The following is an 18,846-nucleotide window of genomic DNA, read 5'->3' on the forward strand; positions in this document are numbered from 1 at the left end:
TGCGCGTACCGCAGCCGGTCCCATCACCGAATCCGTCGGCAGCGGGCGGCCGCCCTCTACGGCAGGGCGCCGACGGGGACGGTCAGGGCGGTGGCTTCGGCTTCGGTGTCGGGGGCGATGGGGATGTCCGGGGTGCGGAACCAGTCGAGGAAGCCGAGGGCGATCGCGGGGATCACCAGGTACAGGAGGAGGACGATGAGGGCCTGGGTGGTTCCGTGGCCGTCGAAATAGACGGTGTTGCGGAGCAGGATGTAGGCGTTGCGGGGCGGCAGGTACGGGCCGACGTCGCGCCAGAAGGCGGGGAGGTAGGGGACTCCGTTGGCTCCGCCGGAGGAGGGGTTGCCGAAGAACACGATGAGGACGACGGTCACCAGAGTTCCGGCGGCGCCGAGGAGCTTTTGCAGTACGGCGGCCACGGCGGCCACGGCGGCGATGACCAGGGCCATGATCGGCCAGATGATCCAGAACTCGTGGGCCGGGTAGCCCTGTAGCCAGAAGGTGGCGATCAGGTCGATCACCAGGGCGGCGACGATGGCGTAGGCGTACAGGGCGAGTCCCCGCCAGCGTCCTGTCGGGGTACCGGTGCTCGCGCGGAGCATGGTGGAGCTCATGTAGCCGCCGACGAGCAGCGGCACCAGAACCAGTGACGAGACGAGGCCGAAGGGGTCCTTCTTCGGCAGGGCGTGCGGCGCGTGCTGCTGGATGGTGAGTGGCTGCCTGAGCGCTGTCGCGGCCGCCTTGAAGTTCCCGGCGAGGTCGAGGGGGGAGACGTCGCTGATGGTGGGGACGACGATCAGGGTGCTCGATTTCGGCCCGGCGACGAGTGCTCCGTAGATATCTGCCTGGTCGATCGCGTGTTTCGCGGCCGCCTCGTCCGGATACCGGGTGACCTTCAGCGAGAGATGCGTCTGTGCTGTCGGCAGCAGCAGAGATCGGCCGACCGCACCGAACGGCATATCGGTGGCGACGGGTTCGTGTGCGGAGCTCATGTAGTTGGCGGTGAGCAGGCACTGCATCAGCCCGGCGATCGCCAGTGCGAAGACGACCCGCACAGCCCTCTTCCGGCCCGAGCCGGATGCCGCGGTGCCGGCGGGCTCGGCGGCATGTGCGGCCCCGATCCTCCTGACCGGCCGCCACCGTCCCAGATACCCGATGACGGCGGCCCCGCCCAGCGCATACAGGCCGAGGACGATCAGCGGCTCGGTGATGTTGTTCCCGTTGAAGTACAGGACGTTGCGGATCAGGGTGATGGCGTGCTGGGGCGGGAAGACGGCGCCGAGGTGCTGCCAGTACACGGGCAGCAGGGAGAGCCCGATGCCGCCGGCGGCCGATCCGCCCAGGATGATGAACAGCACCACCACGACCAGGGTGCCTGCTGCTCCGACGAGTCGCTGGAAACCTGCGGCGGCCAGCGAGACCGCGGCCGCGATGAGGATGAAGCACGGCAGCAGCGGCCAGAAGCGGTTGTTGGTGTAGGCGCCGATCCCCGGCCCGGCGATCAGGTCGGTCACCAGCGCGCCGACCGCCGAGTAGCCCACGAGCATGGCCACATGCCAGGGCGCCGCGGCGGTCTTCGTGGCCTTGAGTACCAGGACGGCGGCAAGGTAGGCGCCGATCAGCAGTGGGATCAGGAGCAGGCCGGCGACACCTCCGAGCCGGTCCCTCTTCGGCAGGGGTTTGGCCGTCTGGACCGTCAGCGGCCGGTGCAGCTTCTTGGCCGCGTCCTCGAACGCCGCCTGTAGTTCCACGCGGCCGAAGAAGCTCTTGGCGGGGACGACGATCAGCGTGTCGTTCCTGAGACCGGGGAGGTACGCGCCGTAGAGCTTGCTCTGGTCGATCGCACCGCGTACTTCGGACGCGTCCGAGTAGCTGAGCTTCTGGAGGGACACCTTCGACGACACCGCTGTGACGACCGGGGAAGCGCCGGTCACCGAATGGCACGTTGCGCACCACCAGCAGTTGCAGTGCGCTGATCAGGCACAGTGCGAAGAGGGCTTGCAGGACCAACACGATCCCCAGCGCAACCAGAGTCTTTTTCAGCACGCGAACTCCCACCGGTGTGCGGAGGCCTCACGGGGTGACCCGTGCCCGCCTTGACCGGGACGGCCTCCGGACAGCAGCCCGGTGCTCCCGCCGGCGACGCCTGCTAGACCGGGGGTGGTGCGTTCCACGCTCATGCGCGCACGCTAGGCGTGTGCCACCGGGTGCCCCGAGAGGCGCAACCGGACAAGCTGCCACGCCACCCCATTGGCCATCCCTGCAGGCAGCCGCCAGGTGCCGTTCAGGAGCTTGCCGAGACGCTGCGCGGCCGCACCCGGGTGCGCTTTCCGCCTCTGAACAAGCACACAGAGCAGCTTCGGTCGCGGATGCCCGGATGCCCTGTGGACGCCGGCCAGCTAGGGCGTGTCGTTCGGATCATCTGATCGTTGGTCCGGGTGTGCCGTTGACTGACGCACAGTGGGCGCGGATCGAGCCGTTGCTGCCGGACCGGACGCCCAGGCGGGGCGGTGACCGCAGGGCTCCCGTCGTCGCCTTCCACCTCGGCTCGGCAGGGACCGAGACAGAGGCAGGCTCGGGCGACGGTCCCGCGGCTGGCGCGGTCCTCCTCGCGGTCCGCGTCAACGACGACCTGCTCGGCGGATGGGAACTCACGCCGTCCGGGGAGATCACCTTCGCTGAGCGTTGATACACCGAGCCAGCCGGCTGTCCACGTCATAGGGGCGTAATGATCAAGCCGTTCCAGGCCGCCCAAACGGCCGAGCGCCCAGCTCAGCGCCCCGAGCCCAGCGGCAGGCGCCGTAGCCCAGGTGGGGGACGGTGTCCTGGTCGATGTCGCCGCTGACGCGCAGGACCGCGCTGGTCGCGTCGAGGTGTTCGACAGTCACCAGGAGCACGTCGTTCCTCCTCGTTCCGGATCTGGGCTGTGTGCCGTTTGTCCGATGGAGGTGAGGGCGAACCGGGTCAGCTCAGGGCGGTGATCATTCTGACTGTTGTTCCGTCCTGGGTGGTGCGGATCTGGACGAGGTCGCAGAGCTGGTGGATGAGCCACAGCCCCCGGCCGCCGATCTGGTCGTGGCTCGGGCGCAGGCGTCCGGCCAGGGGGTCCTGGAGGTGTCCGGTGTCGCGGACTTCGCAGATGAGTTCGTTCTGTTCGGTCCAGATGCGCAGGGTGCCGGTGCCGCCGCCGTGGCGGATGCTGTTGGCGGCGGCCTCGGTGACGGCCGCGAGCAGGTCCAGCAGCCGCGCGGACTCAAGGTGGTGGGCGCCGGCGCAGGCGGTGACCTTGTCCCGTACCTGGGCCAGGTCCCCGGCGTGGAAGACGAACTCCTGGTGGGGGTCGCAGGGGGCGCTCAGGTCCGGGAACGGGTAAGGGCCGTCCTGGTAGTCGGCATTGGGGCCGCTCTGCGCGTCACGCAGCAGCGGATGGTTGCTGCGCGCTGATCGCAGGACATCCGCCTCGACGCTGGTGGTGTCGTAGGGGCACAGCAGCCACCAGGCCGGAGTGGCGGTGAACGCCCGGTTCAGGAGCCATTCGTGGTAGTGGAGTTCGGCGCGTTCGCGCGGTGTGCGGCCCGTCCACTGGGATTCACTGATCGCGCGGACCGGTTGTCCTTTGGCCGTGCTGTCGGTGATGCGGTCGGCCCAGGCGGCGATCAGCCGCCCTGGGCGGCGGCCCAGTTCTGCGGCATCCAGGTAGGTGACGGACTTGGCGGCGTCGGTGCCGGCCAGTTCCTGGCGCAGGATCTCCTGCTTGGTGGCGCCGACGGCCACCAGGACGGTTTCGCTGCCGGCCACGGCGTCCTCGATGAAGGATACGGCGCCCTCCAGGAAGGCGGTCTCGCCCTGGTAGGGGAAGAGCTCGTGGCGAAAGCCCCGGCCTTTCGTGTCCGGGTCGGCCTGTGCTGTCACGTGGTCGTTCACGGGACCAGCTCCACCGGGATCTGCGGGACCTGGTATCCGGCCAGGGACCAGTTGCGGCGCACCGTGGAGTTCGCTCCCTCGATCAGCACCTTACGGCCCTCGACCGACAGGACCGCTTCGATGAGGGCCTTCATGGCGGCTGCGTCCATCAGCAGCAGGTCATGACAGTGCAGACGCAGGGTGGCCGCGGAGGCCAGCAGTTCGCGCACCGCGGTGCCGAAGGCCGCGGCGCCGTCGAAGTCCACCACCCCGCTCACGCTCCAGCAGTCCTTTCCCACACAGAACATCCGAAAGTCAGGCACCTTCATCCGTCTGCCCGCGTGGTGCGGATGCACGCCCGCGACCAGCTCCAGCGCGGGCACCGAGAAAGACTCGCGCGGGTAGGAGCACACGACGATCGCCTTACCGGAGGCGGCCACGGCGTCCAGGCCCATCTCGTGGCGTGCCACCTCCCAGGCACTGGCGCCGCTGGGCCATGTGCGGTCCATCTGCGCCAGGACCCGCAGCGCCCGGAACCCCTGACCCGCCGCGGTCTGCGCCTCGCGGCGCACCAGGCCCAGCAGCGTCTCCGCGTCCCAGGGCCGCCCCTCGGCGCGCTCGACGACAGGGTCCACCAGCAGGCCCTGGGGCAGGTGCTGCTCCAGCCAGTGGGTCCGTGGCGTGCCGATGACCAGCATCTTGTCGCCGGCGCGCTCCCCACCGGTCAGGTAGGAACGGGCGGTGCCGTGGTAGTCGTCGCCGGACGCGACCAGCCAGCACACATGGTCACCCACGTCCACCGAGTCAAGGGTCGCCACCTCGCGCGCGATCCTCACACCACACCCCTTCACCTGCCCGGCGCCGCACCAGCGAGCACCACTGTGCCATGGCCGCCCACGCTGCGGGCACGGCCCCGCCCACCCCCCGGGCATCGGCCGCCACCCGGACCAGCGGGACCGGAACCCGCAACCGCCACCACCCCCGGCTCCGGCGAGCGCGAACCCCGCCTTCCCACCTGCCCCGGCATTGTGCTTCGTACTCGACGCTGTTCGAGGCCGGTTACCTCCCTGTCGAAGGGCCCGGCAGACACGAACTGCCGGGCAGCAGTACCCGAAGTCGCAGTACGCACGACGGTGCGGCGGTGGAGTTCCGAAGCCAGAGCGGTTGCCAGGCGGCGACGGGGCTGACGGCCGGACCGGGTGGCCCGCAGTGTTCAGGGGCCGCCGCGAGCAGGACCGCAGTGGCGGGACCAGCAGTGCGCAGTTCAGGTTTGGTAAGAGTTGATCCAGAGGGAAGGACGGAGGAGCCGAGCGCCATCGCAGGATCGCCCGGCCGGATTCACTGGGCCGGGTACCGCAGGACATCGATAGTGAGGTGGTCTCCGGTCAAGCAATCGCGATCCCCGCACTTGCCGTCCACCCCCGCGGTGGCGGTGCGGACTCAGTAAGCCGGCGCAGCGTGAAGGGCCGGCAGATGGTGCAGCAGTTCCTCCGGGGCCCTGGTGCCATGGCGCACCAGGGCCCCGTCCGCCTGGCTCCGGACGGGCATCCCAGCACTGCCTGGGCTCCGCCGTGACCGCACGAGCGTCGGACGAGGGCGGCGGGCGGATCTCGGACCCTCCCGGGAGCGGGCACCGACGCGGCGGGACGATGACCTTGGCGGGCATGTTGGAGGCCGCGGCGCCGGTGGAGCCGCTCGACGTGGTCGCGAGGATGCTCGAAGACCACCTCGGGGTGATGCCGGTGCCGTTCCCGTCCTCTGCTCGCGTGCTGCGGCTGCCGCCTGCCACCCGGCTGTAGGCCCGCGTGGTGGTTGCCGTGGAGCGGGACAAGCCGACGCGACGGCACCCCTCATCCACCCGGGTGCGCGGGCTTTGAACCGCCATCTTCCGCAATCATGGCCGCCCGCACCCGCTGCTCCTCCCGAAGGGAGCCGATGTCCCGTTCCAGGGGCGTGCGGCTCACGGCGGTCGCGAGGTCCTCCAGACTGTTCGACCTGCTGATCTGAGACCCGCGAGGAAACCTGGCGGGCCATCAGGAAAGGAGTCAGCGCCCGGTCGTCCCGTCGATCTGTTCGCGCAGGATATCGGCGTGGCCGGCGTGCCGGGTGGTCTCGCTGCTCATGTGGGCGACGACCCACCGCACCGAGTGCAGCGTGCCGTCGACCGGTATCGCGACGGGCTTTTCCAGGTCGCCGACGGAGAGAATCGCGGCGTCGCTGGCCGTGATTGCCGCGTGGTAGTCGGCGAGCACCTGCACGGCGCTGCGACCGGCCGGCACCTGCATGCCGACGTCCCCAGGGTGGTCCGACTCCCGACCGGCCACGTGGTAGCCGAACCAGAACCGCTCCGCCAGAGTCAGGTGATGGACCAGGCCCAGCAACGTGGTCCCCGACTCGACCAGGACCCGCCGCAGTTGCTCCTCCGTCAGGCCCTCGGTCTTCTTCACCACGCACTGTCTGGCGAAGGACAGGAAAGCCGTCGCGGTGTCCAGTTCACCATCGTCGTTGCGGGGCACCGGGCGGCGCTGGGTCTCAGCCATGCAGGTGACTCTAGCGGCACCCGTCCCGCACCGCGTCGGGCCCTCGCGCGGGTTCTCCACAGGTGCCGGCGGTCGCCGGCCCGCGCCGCGTCAGGCGGGGCCGACCGCGGATCCCCCACGGGCGGGGGCGAGTCCACGTCTGCCGTGTCGAGCCAGGTCAGGGGTGGAGAGCGGCCAGCGGGCCCTAATTTTAGTTTATTAGTAATAATCGTTGACACCTCCTGGTGCCGCCCGCACAGTTCTCGTCGTGGCGGACACCCCCCGGACCACCAGGGGATGTTGTGCCCCGATATCCCCAATGTTCGGGAGAATCAGATGACTTCGCATCGTTCAGGGCTGACACGCGCCCCCAGGGCGGTCGCCGCGGTGGGCGCCGCGGCACTGCTGGCGCTGGCCGTTCCCGGTACGGCCCAGGCGGTCGGCCACCACCACGGTCCGGCCGGACAGCCGGCCGCCGGGGTGCCCGCGTACTACGACAGCGGCCTCGCTCCGACGCCCTTCATGGGCTGGAACACCTACTACGGGCTGGGCGCGCCGACCGAGACCCAGGTCAGGAGCGTCGCCGACTACCTGGTCGCCAGCGGGCTGCGGGAGAGCGGCTACGACATCGTCTGGCTCGACGGCGGCTGGCAGGCCGCCACCCCGCGTGACGCCGCGGGCCGGCTGACCGCCGACCCCGAGCGCTTCCCTTCGGGCATCCCGGCGTTGGTCAAGTACCTGCACCAGCGCGGGCTGAAGGCCGGCATCTACACCGACGCGGGGGACTACGACCCGGCCAGCTGCGGGCTCGGCAGCCGGGGCCACTACCAGCAGGACGCCGACCAGTTCGCCGGCTGGCAGATCGACGCCGTCAAGGTCGACTTCCTGTGCGGGATCGGCGAGAAGCTCGAACCGGGCCCCGCCTTCAAGGAGTTCAGCGACGCGGTGGCCAAGTCCGGCCGCCCGATGCTGCTGAATCTGTGCAATCCGCTCACCGACGACTGGGGCCTGCCGCACACCCCCGGGCAGGACGCGCACAACACCTTCGTCTACGGACCGACGTCCGCGGACTCCTGGCGGACCGGGACGGACATCGCGTGGGGCTCGCCGACCGCGGGTGAGTTCCCGAACGTGCTGCGCAACATGGACGCCAACGCCTGGCACCCCGAGGCCCAGGGGCCGGGCCGCTGGAACGACCCCGACTACCTGGTCCCGATGCGGCAACTCAGCGACGGCTCCTACGAGATGAACCAGGAGGAGTCCACCACCCAGCTGGTGATGTGGGCCGAGATGGCCTCGCCGCTGATCATCGGCTCCGACCCGCGCACGCTGCCGAAGGCGATGATCGACACCCTGCGCAACCCGGAGATCCTCGCCGTGGACCAGGACCCGCTGGGCATCCAGGGTGTGCGGGTCGCCACGGACGGCACCGGCGACACGTACAGCAAGGTCCTCCAGGGGTCCGGGCGCCGCGCGGTCGTCCTGCTCAACCGCTCCGACCAGCCGGCCGTGCGGACCCTGGCCTTCGCCCAGGCCGGGCTGACGGGCGCGGTGACCGTACGCGACCTGCGGGCCCGCGCGGACCGGGGTACGCACACCGGCACCTACGCGGTCACGGTGCCCGCGCACGGCACCGCGATGTTCGGGCTGACGGGTACCGACGACGCCCCCGGTGTGAAGCTCGGCGGCCCGTCCTCCGTCTCCGCCGCCGATCCGGCGCTGGTGCGCGACGGCGACACGCTGACCGCCTTCACCCAGGACGCCGACGGCTCGCTGCGCGCCACGACCGGCCGTGACGGACGCTGGTCCGGCTCCGGCACCGGCCTCGGCGGCCCGACCGGCGGCCGGTTCCTCGGCCAGCCCGCCGCCTACGCCTCCCCGGGGCGGATCGATGTCTTCGTCCGCGGCATGGACGACCACGCCTACCTGCGGACGTACGCCCAGGGCAGGTGGGGCCGCTGGCAGGACCTCGGCGGGCGCATCGCCGACGCGCCCACCGCCGCCTACCGGGGCCCCGGCGCCTGGACGCTGTTCGCCGCCGGCGCCGACGGCACGGTGACCAGCCGGGGTCCCGCCACCGGCTGGACGTCGATCGGGGCTCCGGCCGGAGTGGCGCTCTACGGCCGTCCGTCGGCCGTGGCGGACGCCGCCGGCCGGGTCCACGTCGCGGTCCGCGGAGCGGACGACACGGTGTGGTCGCGGGACGCGGACGCCTCGGGCACCTGGTCCGACTGGACCTCGCTCGGCGGCACGATCAGCGCCGCCCCGACGCTGGTGACGACCGGCGGCAGCGTGCAACTGCTGGCGCGCGCCGCGGACTACACGCTGTGGCAGCGCACCTACGACGCCACGCAGGGTAGTTGGGGCGGCTGGTTCCCGCAGAGCGCCTTCGTGAGCAATGCCTTCGACGGTGCGATGGGCGCCACTTCCGGGCCGAACGGCCAGGTCCTCGCCGTCTCGCGCGGCGTGGGCGGTGTGGTCCGGCAGAGCTCGTTCTGACCCTGCGGAACATCAGGTCCGCCGAGCCGACCGCAGTCCTCCGACGGTTCCCGAGACACCCGGAACCGGACATCTCGGGAACCGTCAGAGCGGTTACTCAATAAATTACCAATTAATCTTGACGTGGTGCGGGCGTCGCGCCAGTCTGTAGCAGCCGACAAGGGAGTCACTGTCCATGAACACCGCACCCATCCCGCCGACCAACCGCCGCCAGTTCCTCGCCGGCGCCGGCGCCATCGGCGCCGCCGCCCTGATGAGCGGCTGCGTCACCTCCAGCTCGTCCGACGCGGGCGGCACCAGCCAGTCGTCCGGCGGCAGCGTGACGCTCCAGTCCAACCTGTCCTCGCCGCAGGCGAAGACCGCGATGGAGAACCTCACCGCCGCCTACAACAAGCGCGGCGGCGGCAAGGCCAAGCTCAACACCGTCGCCTCCGAGACCTTCCGCACCCAGCTGCCGACGTACCTCACCTCCGCCAACCCGCCGGACCTGCTGACCTGGTACCCCGGCTCGGTCGCGGACGCGTACGCGAAGAAGGGCCTGCTGCTCGACGTCAGCGAGATCTGGACCAAGGGCGAACTCGCCGGCTACTCGGACGCGCAGAAGAAGCTGTGCAGCGACTCCTCCGGCGCGAAGGTGTTCGTCCCCGCCAGCTACTACTGGTGGGGCGTGTTCTACAAGAAGTCCAACTTCGCCAAGTGGGGCGTGCAGGAGCCCAAGACCTGGGACGACTTCATAGCCCTGTGCAAGACGCTCAAGTCCAAGGGCGTCGCCCCGATCGGGCTCGGCGCCGGCGGTGACACCGCGTGGGTCGCGTCGGCGTGGTTCGACTACCTCGACATCCGCATCAACGGCGCCCAGTACCACCGCGACCTGCTCGCCGGACGCCACAGCTTCGACGACCCGCAGGTGCACAAGGTCTTCGACAAGTGGGCCGAGGTGCTGCCCTACTTCGACCCCAACGGCACGGCGCTCGCCTTCCAGGACGCCACCACGGCGATGCTCAACAACCGCACCGGCATGATGCTGATCGGCACCTTCTTCGCCGACGCGGCGCCCAAGGACCAGCTGGACGACATCGACTTCTTCCAGTTCCCGATCATCGACCCGAGCGTCCCGGTCGCAGAGGAGGGCCCCACCGACGGCTACTTCGCCAGCGCGCACACCGCGCACAAGGAGCAGACGCTGGACCTGATGAGCTACCTGGCCACGGCCGAGGCGCAGGAGCTGTACATCAAGGGCTCGTCCGGCACCTCGCTGCCGACCAACCCCAAGGCCAAGGATTCCGGCACCCCGCTGGTCAAGAAGGGCCGCGCGCTGATCGAAGGCGCCACCGAGGTCACGCAGTTCTTCAACCGCGACTCCAGCGACGCGCTGCAGCCGACCGCCGACACCGCGCTGACGAAGTTCCTCGCCAAGCCCAAGGAGATCAACTCCATCCTCACGGCCTGGCAGCGGGACGCGCAGAAGATCTGGAGCCAGTGAGATGGCGGTACTCACCGCCGCGGGCCGGCGCGCCACGGAGGGCGCCGGCCGGGGCGGGCGCACGACACGCGGCGGGGGCCGGCGGGCCACCCGGGTCCCTCCTGCGGTACTCGCCTTCGTCCTGCTGCCGCTGCTCGCCGAGGGCTTCTTCGTCTTCTGGCCCGCCCTGCAGGGCTTCTACCTCTCGCTGACCAAGTGGGACGGCGTCTCGGCGCCGCAGTTCATCGGCCTGGGCAACTACCGGGAGATGATCCACGACACGGTCTTCCACACCGCGATGCTCGACACCGTGCTGTGGCTGGCACTGTTCGGCGGGCTGTCCGCGCTCCTGGGCCTCGGCGCCGCCCTGCTGCTGCAGCAGGAGCGCCGCGGGGTCGGCTTCTACCGGGCCGCGCTGTTCCTGCCGGTGGTCTTCTCGCTCACCGCCACCGCCCTGGTGTGGCAGGCGATGTACCAGCCCGACGGGCTGATCAACAAGACCATGTCGGGGCTCGGGCTCGGCAGCCTCACCCACGCGTGGCTCGCCGACCAGGACACCGCGCTCTACGCGGTGATCGTGCCCGCGCTGTGGCGCCAGGTCGGCTACGTCATGGTGCTCTACCTGGCCGGACTCAAGGGCATCGACCCGGCGCTGTACGAGGCCGCGAAGGTCGACGGCGCCTCCCGGTGGCAGCAGTTCCGGCACATCACCCTGCCGCAGCTGCGCAGCGTCAACGCCGTCGTCCTGTCGGTGATCATCATCGACAGCCTGCGCTCCTTCGACGTCGTCTGGGCACTCACCCACGGCGGCCCGTACCACTCCTCGGAACTGCTCAGCACCTACATGTACTCCACCGCCTTCCAGTCCCTTCGGCTCGGCTACGGCTCCGCGCTCGCCGTCGTCATCTTCGTGCTGGCCTTCGGCGTCATCGCCTCCTACCTGGTCCGGGCGTTCAAGGAGGCCGACTGATGAGCGTCACCGACACCGCCCCCGACACCGCCGCGGGCCAGGACGCGCCGCCGGCCCCGCGCCGGTCCCCGAGGTCCGCGCGCGCCCTGTGGGGAACTGTCGCCTTCCACTCCGGCGCCGGGCTGCTGTCCGTACTGTGGCTCGTGCCCATCGCCGTCGTCCTGATCACCGCGACCCGGTCCTTCGACGACATCGCCTCGCACGGCCTGGGCAGCATGCCGCACTCCTTCACCCTCGGCGGCTTCCGGCAGGCCTGGGTGGACGGCGGGCAGCAGCAGGCCCTGGTCAACAGCCTGCTCGTCAGCATCCCGACGGTCCTGCTGTCCCTGCTGCTGGCCTCCATGGCCGCCTTCGCGCTGAGCCGGTACGACATGCCCTTCCGGCGGGCCCTGCTGCTGCTCATGCTCAGCGGCAACCTGCTGCCGCCGCAGATCCTGCTGATCCCGGTCGACAAGCTCAGCGAGAAACTCGGCATCTACGACTCGCTGTACGCGCTGATCGGCGTCCAGATCGGCTTCGGCGTCGGCTTCTACGTCTTCGTGCTGCACGGCTTCATGCGGGCCATCCCGCCGGAGATCCAGCAGGCCGCCGTGATCGACGGCGCAGGACCCTGGCAGATCTACACCCGTGTCATCATGCCGCTGGCCCGGCCCGCGCTGGCCGCGCTGACCGCGCTGGCCTTCACCTGGATCTTCAACGACCTGCTCTGGGCGATCACCGTCCTGCGCTCCGAGGAGAAGATGCCCATCACCGCGTCCCTGCTGAGCCTGCAGGGGCAGTACGTCTCCCAGTGGAACGTCATCGCGGCCGGATCGGTGATCGCCGCCGCCCCGACCGTCATCGTCTTCCTCCGTTTCCAGCGGCACTTCGTGGCCGGACTCAACCTGGGAGCCGTCAAGTGACCACCGTACGACCGCAGGACCCGGCCGGTCCCTGGCTGCTGCGTACCGAGCACACCGTGTACGCGGTGCGCCTGGCCGGCGAGGGCCGCTGGGCGGAACTCGCCGCGTGGGGACCGCACGGGGCCGAGACCGGTCCCTCCCCGCTGGACTGGTCCGAGCGCACGCACTTCGTCACGCCCGCCGACGCCGCTCCCGCCGAGTACATCCCCTACGGGCTGCGGCCGTTCACCGGGGCCGACCTCACCGTCCGCCGCCCCGGCGGCGAACGCGGCCTGTGGTGGACCTTCACCGGCGCGGAGTACGACGAAGGCAGCGCCCTGCGGCTGGAGTTCACCGACCGACCGACCGGGCTGCGCACCACGCTCCGCTACGCGACGGTGCCCGGCACCGACGTGCTGCTGCGCTGGACCGAGCTGCACAACGCGGGCACCGAGCCGCTGCACCTGGAGCGCCTCGACTCGGCCGGCGTCAACGTGCCCGTCCAGGGCGGCGCCCGGCTCACCTATCTCGCCGGACAGTGGTCGCAGGAATTCGGCCGCCATCAACTCGACCTGGCACGCGGCCGGTTCGAGATGGCCTCCACCCAGGGTGCGCCGGGCCACGCCTACGCCCCCTGGCTCGCCGTGCAGGACGCCGCCGAGGCCGACGGACCCGCCTACGGCGTCGCGCTGGAGTGGTCCGGCAACTGGCACATCACCGCGGACGCCGAACCCGGCGGCGCGGTCCGGATCAGGGCCGGCCGCGTCCCCCACGAGGGAGCGGTCGTGCTGCGGCCCGGCGGCAGCCTCGACACCCCGCGGCTGGCCTGCGCGTTCAGCCCCGAAGGACTCGACGGGCTGTCCCGCGTCTGGCACCGCTACGAAAAGCGGCTGGCCGGCGAGCGGCTGCACCGCACCCGCAAGGTCCTCTACAACTCCTGGGAGGCCACCGGCTTCGGCGTCGAGGCCGACGCGCAGCTCGAACTCGCGGCGATCGCCGCCGAACTGGGCGTCGAACTCTTCGTCGTGGACGACGGCTGGTTCACCGGCCGCCACGACGAGAAGGGCGGCCTCGGCGACTGGCGGCCCGATCCCGCCGCCTTCCCGGCCGGCTTCGACGACTTCATCGCGAAGATCCGGGCCACCGGGCTGGACTTCGGCCTGTGGGTCGAGCCCGAGGCGGTCAGCCCGGCTTCCCGCCTGTACGCCGAACACCCGGACTGGGTCTACCGGATCGAGGGCCGCCCGGCGACCCTGGTCCGCGAGCAGCTGCTGCTCGACCTCGGCCGCCACGACGTCCAGGAGTTCGTCATCGGCACCCTGGACCGGCTGCTCACCGGCCACGACATCAGCTACCTCAAGTGGGACATGAACCGCCCGCCCACCGAGCGCGGCCGCCCCGGCGCCGGCCCCGCGGGAGAGCTGGACCTCGACGCCGCCCACGTGGCCGGCTACCTGAGAGTCCTCGACCACCTCCGGGACCGGCACCCCCAGGTCACCGTCGAGGGCTGCGCGGGCGGCGGCGGGCGGGTCGAACACGCCACCCTGGCCCGTACCGACGTCGTGTGGCCCAGCGACAACACCGCCCCGCTGGACCGGCTCGCGATCCAGTACGGCTATCTGCACGCCCACGCCCCGCACACCATGAGCAGCTGGGTCACCGACGCCCCCGGTGTCTTCGACCCGCGGCCCCGCTCGCTCGCCTTCCGCTTCGTGCTCGCCGCGGCCGGCGTCCTCGGCATCGGCGCGGACCTGCGGCACTGGACCGCCGAGCAGCGCGCCGAGGCCGCCGGCTGGGTCTCCCGGTACAAGCAGGAGCGCGACGTGATCCACCACGGCGAGGCCCGCCTGCTGGGCACGCCCGCCGACGCGTGCTGCGCGGTGCAGTACGACGCCCCCGGCGGCGACCGCACCGTCGTCGCCGCCTGGAGCACCGGCCGCCTCGACGGCGCGCCTCTCGTCCCGGGCCGTGCCGTACGGCTGCGGCTGCGCGGCCTCGACCCCGGTGCCCGCTACCGGGACACTGCGACCGGCACCGAATACAGCGGCGCGCACCTGCTCCACTACGGCCTGCCGCTGGCCTGGACCGCCGACCACGACGCCGAACTGGTCACCCTGGTACGGCAGTGAACCCGCCGGGCACGGCGGCCCCCGACCCCGCACGCCGCCCGTCACCGCCGTCGCCGACACACCCGAACGCAGAGGAGCCGACCGTCCCATGAATGTCACCGCAGCCCGATTCGCCGGACAGGTGGCCGTCGTCACCGGCGCGGCCGCCGGTATCGGCGCCGCCACCGCCCGCCGCCTCGCGGCCGAGGGCGCCAGGGTGGTCCTCGCGGACATCGCCGCGGACGCGGGACAGGACGTCGCCGCCGACATCCGCGAGCGGGGCGGCGCCGCGCAGTTCGTGCCGGCGGACGTCTCCTCGCCGGAGGACTGGGACCGCCTCGTCACCGCCGCCCACGCCTTCGGACCGGTGGACGTCCTGGTCAGCAACGCCTTCACCGTCGACGTCTCCCCCGCCCACGAGACGAGCCTCGCTTCCTGGGAGCGGCAGCTGGCGGTCAACCTCACCGGCGGCTTCCTCGGCGTCAGAGCGCTGCTGCCCGACCTGCGGGAGCGCCGCGGCGCCGTCGTGCTGATCTCCTCCGTGCACGCGCACAAGGGCATCCCCGGCCACCCCGCCTACGCCGCCGCCAAGGGCGCGCTGCTGTCGCTGTCCGGCCAGCTCGCCGTGGAGTACGGCCCCGAGGTACGCGTCAACGCCGTGCTCCCCGGCCCCATCCTCACCGCCGCCTGGGACCGCGTGTCGCAGCGGGACCGGGACAGGAGCGTCGCCGAGACAGCCGCAGGCCGTTTCGGCTCGCCCGAGGAGGCGGCCGCCGCGATCGCCTTCCTTGCCTCGCCCGAAGCGTCGTACATCACCGGATCGAGCTTGCTGGTGGACGGTGGCTGGAGCGTCGTCAAGGGCTCCGCCTGACCGTGCCCCGCCCGACCGACACGCCACCCTGGAGAAAGGCAGAACGACATGACGCCATACGCGCGCCGCGGAGTGCACGGCCAGACCGTAGAGGTGCTCGCGCGCCGGGTGCTCAGCGGTGAGATCCCGGAGGGCGCGACACTCGATCTCGTGGCGTTGCAGGGCGAGTTGGACGTCAGTCTGACCGCCCTGCGCGAGTCCCTGAAGGTCCTCGCGGCCAAGGGCATGGTCGACGCGCGGCAGAAGCGCGGCACCTTCGTCCGCGCCCGCGCCGACTGGAACCTGCTCGACGCGGACGTGCTGCGCTGGCAGTTCGCCGGCGGCACCGCGGCCGGCGCCGACCTGTCGCTGCTGCGCAACCTCGGCGAGGTCCGCGGCATCGTCGAGCCTGCCGCGATCCGGCTCGCCGCCGTACGCCGCACCGACGACGACCTGGCCGCCCTCGACGCGGCACTCGCCGCGATGGCCCACCAGGACGGCGGTGCGGCCCACGCCGTCGAGGCCGACCTGGCCTTCCACCGCGCCCTGCTCGCCGCCACCCACAACGAACTGCTCGAACGCATGGAGATGGTCATCGAATCCGGACTCGCCCGCCGCGACGAGATCGTCCACAGCTCACCGCACGGCACGGACCCGGTGCCCAGCCACCGCGCCGTCCTCGACGCGGTGCGCGACCGGGACCCGGACGCCGCGGAGGCCGCCATGAGAGCCCTGCTGGACCAGGCGGTACGCGACCTGGACCTGGTGCACGGCGCCGACTCCGGGGCGGAGGACGCCCGGTGAAGATCGTTCGTGTCGAGACCTTCCTCGTGGCACCCCGCTGGCTGTTCTGCCGGGTCGAGACCGACGAGGGACTGGTCGGCTGGGGCGAGCCCGTGGTCGAGGGCCGCGCCGAGGTGGTGCGCGCCGCCGTCGACGTCCTCGCCGAACAGCTCATCGGCCGGGACCCGTTGCGCATCCAGGACCACTGGCAGGTGCTCACCAAGGGTGGCTTCTACCGCGGCGGCCCGGTGCTCTCCAGCGCCGTCGCCGGGCTCGACCACGCGCTGTGGGACATCGCGGGCAAGGCCTACGGCGCCCCCGTGCACGCGCTGCTCGGCGGCGCGGTCCGGGACACGGTCCGTGTCTACGCCTGGGTCGGGGGCGACGAACCGGCCCGGCTCACCGACGAGATCAACGCCCAGATCGACGCCGGCTTCACCGCGGTCAAGATGAACGCAGCGGGCCGCACCGACCCCCTCACCACCCCGGCGGGCACCGCCGCCGTCGTGGAGCGGGTGGCCGCCGCCCGCGAGGTGCTCGGCCCGCACCGCGATGTCGCCGTCGACTTCCACGGCCGCTTCACCCCGGCCGGCGCCCGGCGGGTCCTGCACGAGATCGCCCCGCTGCACCCGCTGTTCGTCGAGGAGCCGCTGCTGCCGGAACACGGCCACCTCACGGCGTCGCTGGCCGCGTCCACGCCCGTTCCGCTCGCCACCGGCGAACGGCTCTACGGCCGGGCCGAGTTCCTGCCCGTCCTCAGCGCCGGCATAGCCGTCGCCCAGCCCGACCTCTCGCACGCCGGCGGCATCACCGAGGTGACGCGGATCGCCGCGCTCGCCGAGACCTTCGGCGCGCAACTGGCGCCGCACTGCCCGCTCGGCCCCATCTCGCTCGCCGCCAGCCTCCAAGTCGCCTTCTGCACACCGAACTTCCTCATCCAGGAGCAGAGCCTCGGCATCCACTACAACAAGGACGCCGACTTGCTGTCCTACCTCGTCGACACCGAGCCCTTCCGCTTCACCGACGGCCACGCCCGGCGCACCACCCTGCCGGGACTCGGCGTCACCGTCGACGAGAACGCGGTCCGAGCCGCCGACCGCACCGGGCACGCCTGGCGCAACCCCGTATGGCGCCACGCCGACGGGTCGTTCGCCGAATGGTGACCGGGGCGCCGGTCCTGCGGGTGGCCACCGACCCCGCGCACGGCGGGCGTTGGACCTCGCTGTCGTCCGGGGCGAGGGAGTGGCTCTGGCACCGCGACGAGCCGCGCCGCCCCCGGGTACGGCCGGGTGACGCCTTCGCCGACGCGGGCGGTCTTGAGGAGTGCGTCCCCACGGTGCGCGGCCGCCCGGACCACGGCGACGCCTGGTCCCGGCCATGGACGCGGGACGGCGACACCGCGTCGGTGCGGTGCCCCGACTTCCACCTCACCCGTACCGTCACGGCGGCGGACGGCGGTGTCGTCGCCGACTACTGCCTGCGGGCCGAACCGGGCTACCGCTTCCTGTGGGCGGCCCACGCCCTGCTCGACGTCTCCGAGCACGGGCGGATCGCCCTCAGCGAGGGTGCGCCGGGGCGGCTCTACCGCGACGGCGGCTCCGACTGGGAGGCGTTCGCCTGGCCCCGGGTGGGGGCCTCCGGCACCGTCGCCGCCGCGCACCGCCCCGGGACGTCCGCGGTGTCCCCGGCCCCGGTGGCGCCGGACGTCCGCTTCGATCTGCTCGGCCCTGACGACGGCACGGCGCTGGGGGCGATCGTCGACACCACGCGGGCGACCGTCCACGACGGCCCCGACGGGCTGGAGTTCGCCCTCGAAGCGCCGGGCCAGCCGGTCTCCGTCGCCGTGTGGCGCAACCTCCGGGGCTTCCCGGCGGACGCACCGTACCGCTCGATCGGCGTCGAGCCGATGCTCGGCCGGGTCTTCGACCTGGCCGCGTCGGGGGAACGGGACGCCGCGCGCGTTCCCGCTTCGGGCGAGGTCCGCTGGCGGCTGGTGGTCACGGCGTGTCCGTGACGCGCCTTCCTCCCCCGGCCCGGCCGCGCGCCGGATCCGCCCGTCCCGCCCCGCCCGTCTCCCGCCGGGCCAACCGCCCGGCTCAGCAGAGGAAAGGAGCCCGCACGTGGACCTACTGACCGCGCTGCGCACCCACCGGCTCGTCGCGATCGTCCGCGGCACCGACCCCGAAGCCGCCCACCGGGCGGTGATGGCCCTGACGGAGGAGGGCGTGGCCCTGGTGGAGATATCGCTCAGCGGCAAGGGGGCGCTCGACGTCATCGCCCGGAGCCGCGCCGCCCTCGGGCCCGCCGCTCCGCTCGGTGCGGGCACGGTGCTCACCGCCGACGACGCCCGCGCCGCCCAGGCCGCCGGAGCCGACTTCGCGGTCACCCCCGGGCTCGGCGAAGGGGTCACCACCGCCCGCGAGTTGGGCATGCCGGTACTCGCCGGGGTGATGACGCCCACCGACATCGTGACCGCCCGCCGGATGGGTGCCGAAGCGCTGAAGATATTCCCCGCGGAGCAGGCCGGCGGCCCCGGCTACCTCCGCGCCCTGCGCGGTCCTTTCCCCGACCTCGCCTTCGTCCCGGTCGGCGGTGTGGACGCCCCCGCCGCCCGGTCCTACCTCGCCGCCGGTGCCACCGCCGTCGGCGTCGGATCCCCCCTGCTCGGGGACGCGGCCGACGGCGGCAGCCTGGACGCGCTACGGGTCAGGGCCCGCGCGTTCCTGGCGGCGGTAGCGGTACGGGACGCCGGCCGGGGACGGGGGGACCGGTGAAGGCCCGGCCCGTGACGCGGCCCGCAGCGGCGAGCACTGTGGCGGGGCCCCCGCGAAACGGCCGAGCACGCGCTGCGTCCGCCCGCCGCGGACACCGCGG

General features: G+C 71.9%; 17 protein-coding genes. 12 read left to right on the forward strand and 5 right to left on the reverse strand.

Annotated features, from left to right (window positions below; genetic code table 11):
- Window positions 1–56: 56 nt before the first annotated feature.
- Entirely contained in the window at window positions 57–1,931 is a 1,875-nt protein-coding gene (locus tag OG900_12805) for a hypothetical protein (GenBank protein WUH90883.1), read from the reverse strand.
- A 512-nt stretch (window positions 1,932–2,443) separates the two neighbouring features.
- Between OG900_12805 and OG900_12810 the strand changes: the two genes are divergently transcribed.
- Entirely contained in the window at window positions 2,444–2,686 is a 243-nt protein-coding gene (locus OG900_12810; GenBank protein WUH90884.1) for a transposase, read from the forward strand.
- Between the two features lie 43 nt (window positions 2,687–2,729).
- Here OG900_12810 and OG900_12815 read toward each other — a convergent pair whose 3' ends face one another.
- From OG900_12815 to OG900_12825, 3 genes are all read right to left on the reverse strand, one after another.
- On the reverse strand, window positions 2,730–2,894 hold the full coding sequence (locus OG900_12815; GenBank protein ID WUH90885.1) for a hypothetical protein: 165 nt from the start codon (window positions 2,892–2,894) through the stop codon (window positions 2,730–2,732).
- 67 nt (window positions 2,895–2,961) lie between these two features.
- Window positions 2,962–3,921 (reverse strand): sensor histidine kinase, encoded by a 960-nt coding sequence (locus tag OG900_12820; GenBank protein WUH90886.1) that lies wholly within the window; start codon window positions 3,919–3,921, stop codon window positions 2,962–2,964.
- Window positions 3,918–4,736 (reverse strand): MEDS domain-containing protein, encoded by an 819-nt coding sequence (locus tag OG900_12825; protein ID WUH90887.1) that lies wholly within the window; start codon window positions 4,734–4,736, stop codon window positions 3,918–3,920. Before OG900_12825 ends, OG900_12820 begins: the two co-directional genes overlap by 4 nt.
- A gap of 828 nt (window positions 4,737–5,564) precedes the next feature.
- Here OG900_12825 and OG900_12830 point away from each other — a divergent pair.
- Complete coding sequence (locus OG900_12830) at window positions 5,565–5,699, forward strand: hypothetical protein (protein WUH90888.1); 135 nt, start codon at window positions 5,565–5,567, stop codon at window positions 5,697–5,699.
- 246 nt (window positions 5,700–5,945) lie between these two features.
- Here the strand turns inward: OG900_12830 and OG900_12835 are convergent, their stop codons facing one another.
- The gene (locus OG900_12835; protein ID WUH90889.1) at window positions 5,946–6,440 is read right to left on the reverse strand and encodes a DinB family protein; all 495 of its coding nucleotides are present in this window, start codon (window positions 6,438–6,440) and stop codon (window positions 5,946–5,948) included.
- Window positions 6,441–6,755: 315 nt separating this feature from the next.
- Between OG900_12835 and OG900_12840 the strand changes: the two genes are divergently transcribed.
- From OG900_12840 to eda, 10 genes are all read left to right on the forward strand, one after another.
- Window positions 6,756–8,918 carry a glycoside hydrolase family 27 protein gene (locus tag OG900_12840; protein WUH90890.1) on the forward strand — a complete coding sequence of 721 codons (2,163 nt, stop codon included), beginning with the start codon at window positions 6,756–6,758 and terminating at the stop codon, window positions 8,916–8,918.
- 175 nt (window positions 8,919–9,093) lie between these two features.
- On the forward strand, window positions 9,094–10,401 hold the full coding sequence (locus tag OG900_12845; protein WUH90891.1) for an extracellular solute-binding protein: 1,308 nt from the start codon (window positions 9,094–9,096) through the stop codon (window positions 10,399–10,401).
- A gap of 1 nt (window position 10,402) precedes the next feature.
- Window positions 10,403–11,350, forward strand: coding sequence for a sugar ABC transporter permease (locus OG900_12850; GenBank protein ID WUH90892.1), 948 nt, complete (start codon window positions 10,403–10,405; stop codon window positions 11,348–11,350).
- Window positions 11,350–12,252, forward strand: coding sequence for a carbohydrate ABC transporter permease (locus tag OG900_12855; GenBank protein ID WUH90893.1), 903 nt, complete (start codon window positions 11,350–11,352; stop codon window positions 12,250–12,252). The genes OG900_12850 and OG900_12855 overlap by 1 nt, the downstream gene beginning before the upstream one ends.
- Entirely contained in the window at window positions 12,249–14,360 is a 2,112-nt protein-coding gene (locus OG900_12860; GenBank protein ID WUH90894.1) for an alpha-galactosidase, read from the forward strand. The genes OG900_12855 and OG900_12860 overlap by 4 nt, the downstream gene beginning before the upstream one ends.
- An 88-nt stretch (window positions 14,361–14,448) precedes the next feature.
- Window positions 14,449–15,210, forward strand: coding sequence for an SDR family oxidoreductase (locus tag OG900_12865; protein WUH90895.1), 762 nt, complete (start codon window positions 14,449–14,451; stop codon window positions 15,208–15,210).
- A 48-nt stretch (window positions 15,211–15,258) separates the two neighbouring features.
- Window positions 15,259–15,993 carry an FCD domain-containing protein gene (locus OG900_12870; protein WUH90896.1) on the forward strand — a complete coding sequence of 245 codons (735 nt, stop codon included), beginning with the start codon at window positions 15,259–15,261 and terminating at the stop codon, window positions 15,991–15,993.
- Entirely contained in the window at window positions 15,990–17,135 is a 1,146-nt protein-coding gene (gene dgoD / locus OG900_12875; protein ID WUH90897.1) for a galactonate dehydratase, read from the forward strand. Before OG900_12870 ends, dgoD begins: the two co-directional genes overlap by 4 nt.
- Entirely contained in the window at window positions 17,129–17,986 is an 858-nt protein-coding gene (locus OG900_12880; protein ID WUH90898.1) for a hypothetical protein, read from the forward strand. The genes dgoD and OG900_12880 overlap by 7 nt, the downstream gene beginning before the upstream one ends.
- Before the next feature lie 106 nt (window positions 17,987–18,092).
- Window positions 18,093–18,746: a bifunctional 4-hydroxy-2-oxoglutarate aldolase/2-dehydro-3-deoxy-phosphogluconate aldolase gene (gene eda / locus OG900_12885; protein ID WUH90899.1), complete on the forward strand. Its 654-nt coding sequence runs from the start codon at window positions 18,093–18,095 to the stop codon at window positions 18,744–18,746.
- The last annotated feature ends 100 nt before the right edge of the window (window positions 18,747–18,846 follow it).

Source organism: Streptomyces sp. NBC_00433 (assembly GCA_036015235.1).
Lineage (GTDB): Bacteria > Actinomycetota > Actinomycetes > Streptomycetales > Streptomycetaceae > Actinacidiphila.

Coding starts and splice junctions, on each gene's coding strand:
- OG900_12830 (WUH90888.1), top strand. CDS start 5,565: ATGTTGGAGGCCGCGGCGCCGGTGGAGCCGCTCGACGTGGTCGCGAGG.
- OG900_12835 (WUH90889.1), bottom strand. CDS start 6,440: ATGGCTGAGACCCAGCGCCGCCCGGTGCCCCGCAACGACGATGGTGAA.
- OG900_12840 (WUH90890.1), top strand. CDS start 6,756: ATGACTTCGCATCGTTCAGGGCTGACACGCGCCCCCAGGGCGGTCGCC.
- OG900_12845 (WUH90891.1), top strand. CDS start 9,094: ATGAACACCGCACCCATCCCGCCGACCAACCGCCGCCAGTTCCTCGCC.
- OG900_12850 (WUH90892.1), top strand. CDS start 10,403: ATGGCGGTACTCACCGCCGCGGGCCGGCGCGCCACGGAGGGCGCCGGC.
- OG900_12855 (WUH90893.1), top strand. CDS start 11,350: ATGAGCGTCACCGACACCGCCCCCGACACCGCCGCGGGCCAGGACGCG.
- OG900_12865 (WUH90895.1), top strand. CDS start 14,449: ATGAATGTCACCGCAGCCCGATTCGCCGGACAGGTGGCCGTCGTCACC.
- OG900_12870 (WUH90896.1), top strand. CDS start 15,259: ATGACGCCATACGCGCGCCGCGGAGTGCACGGCCAGACCGTAGAGGTG.
- OG900_12880 (WUH90898.1), top strand. CDS start 17,129: ATGGTGACCGGGGCGCCGGTCCTGCGGGTGGCCACCGACCCCGCGCAC.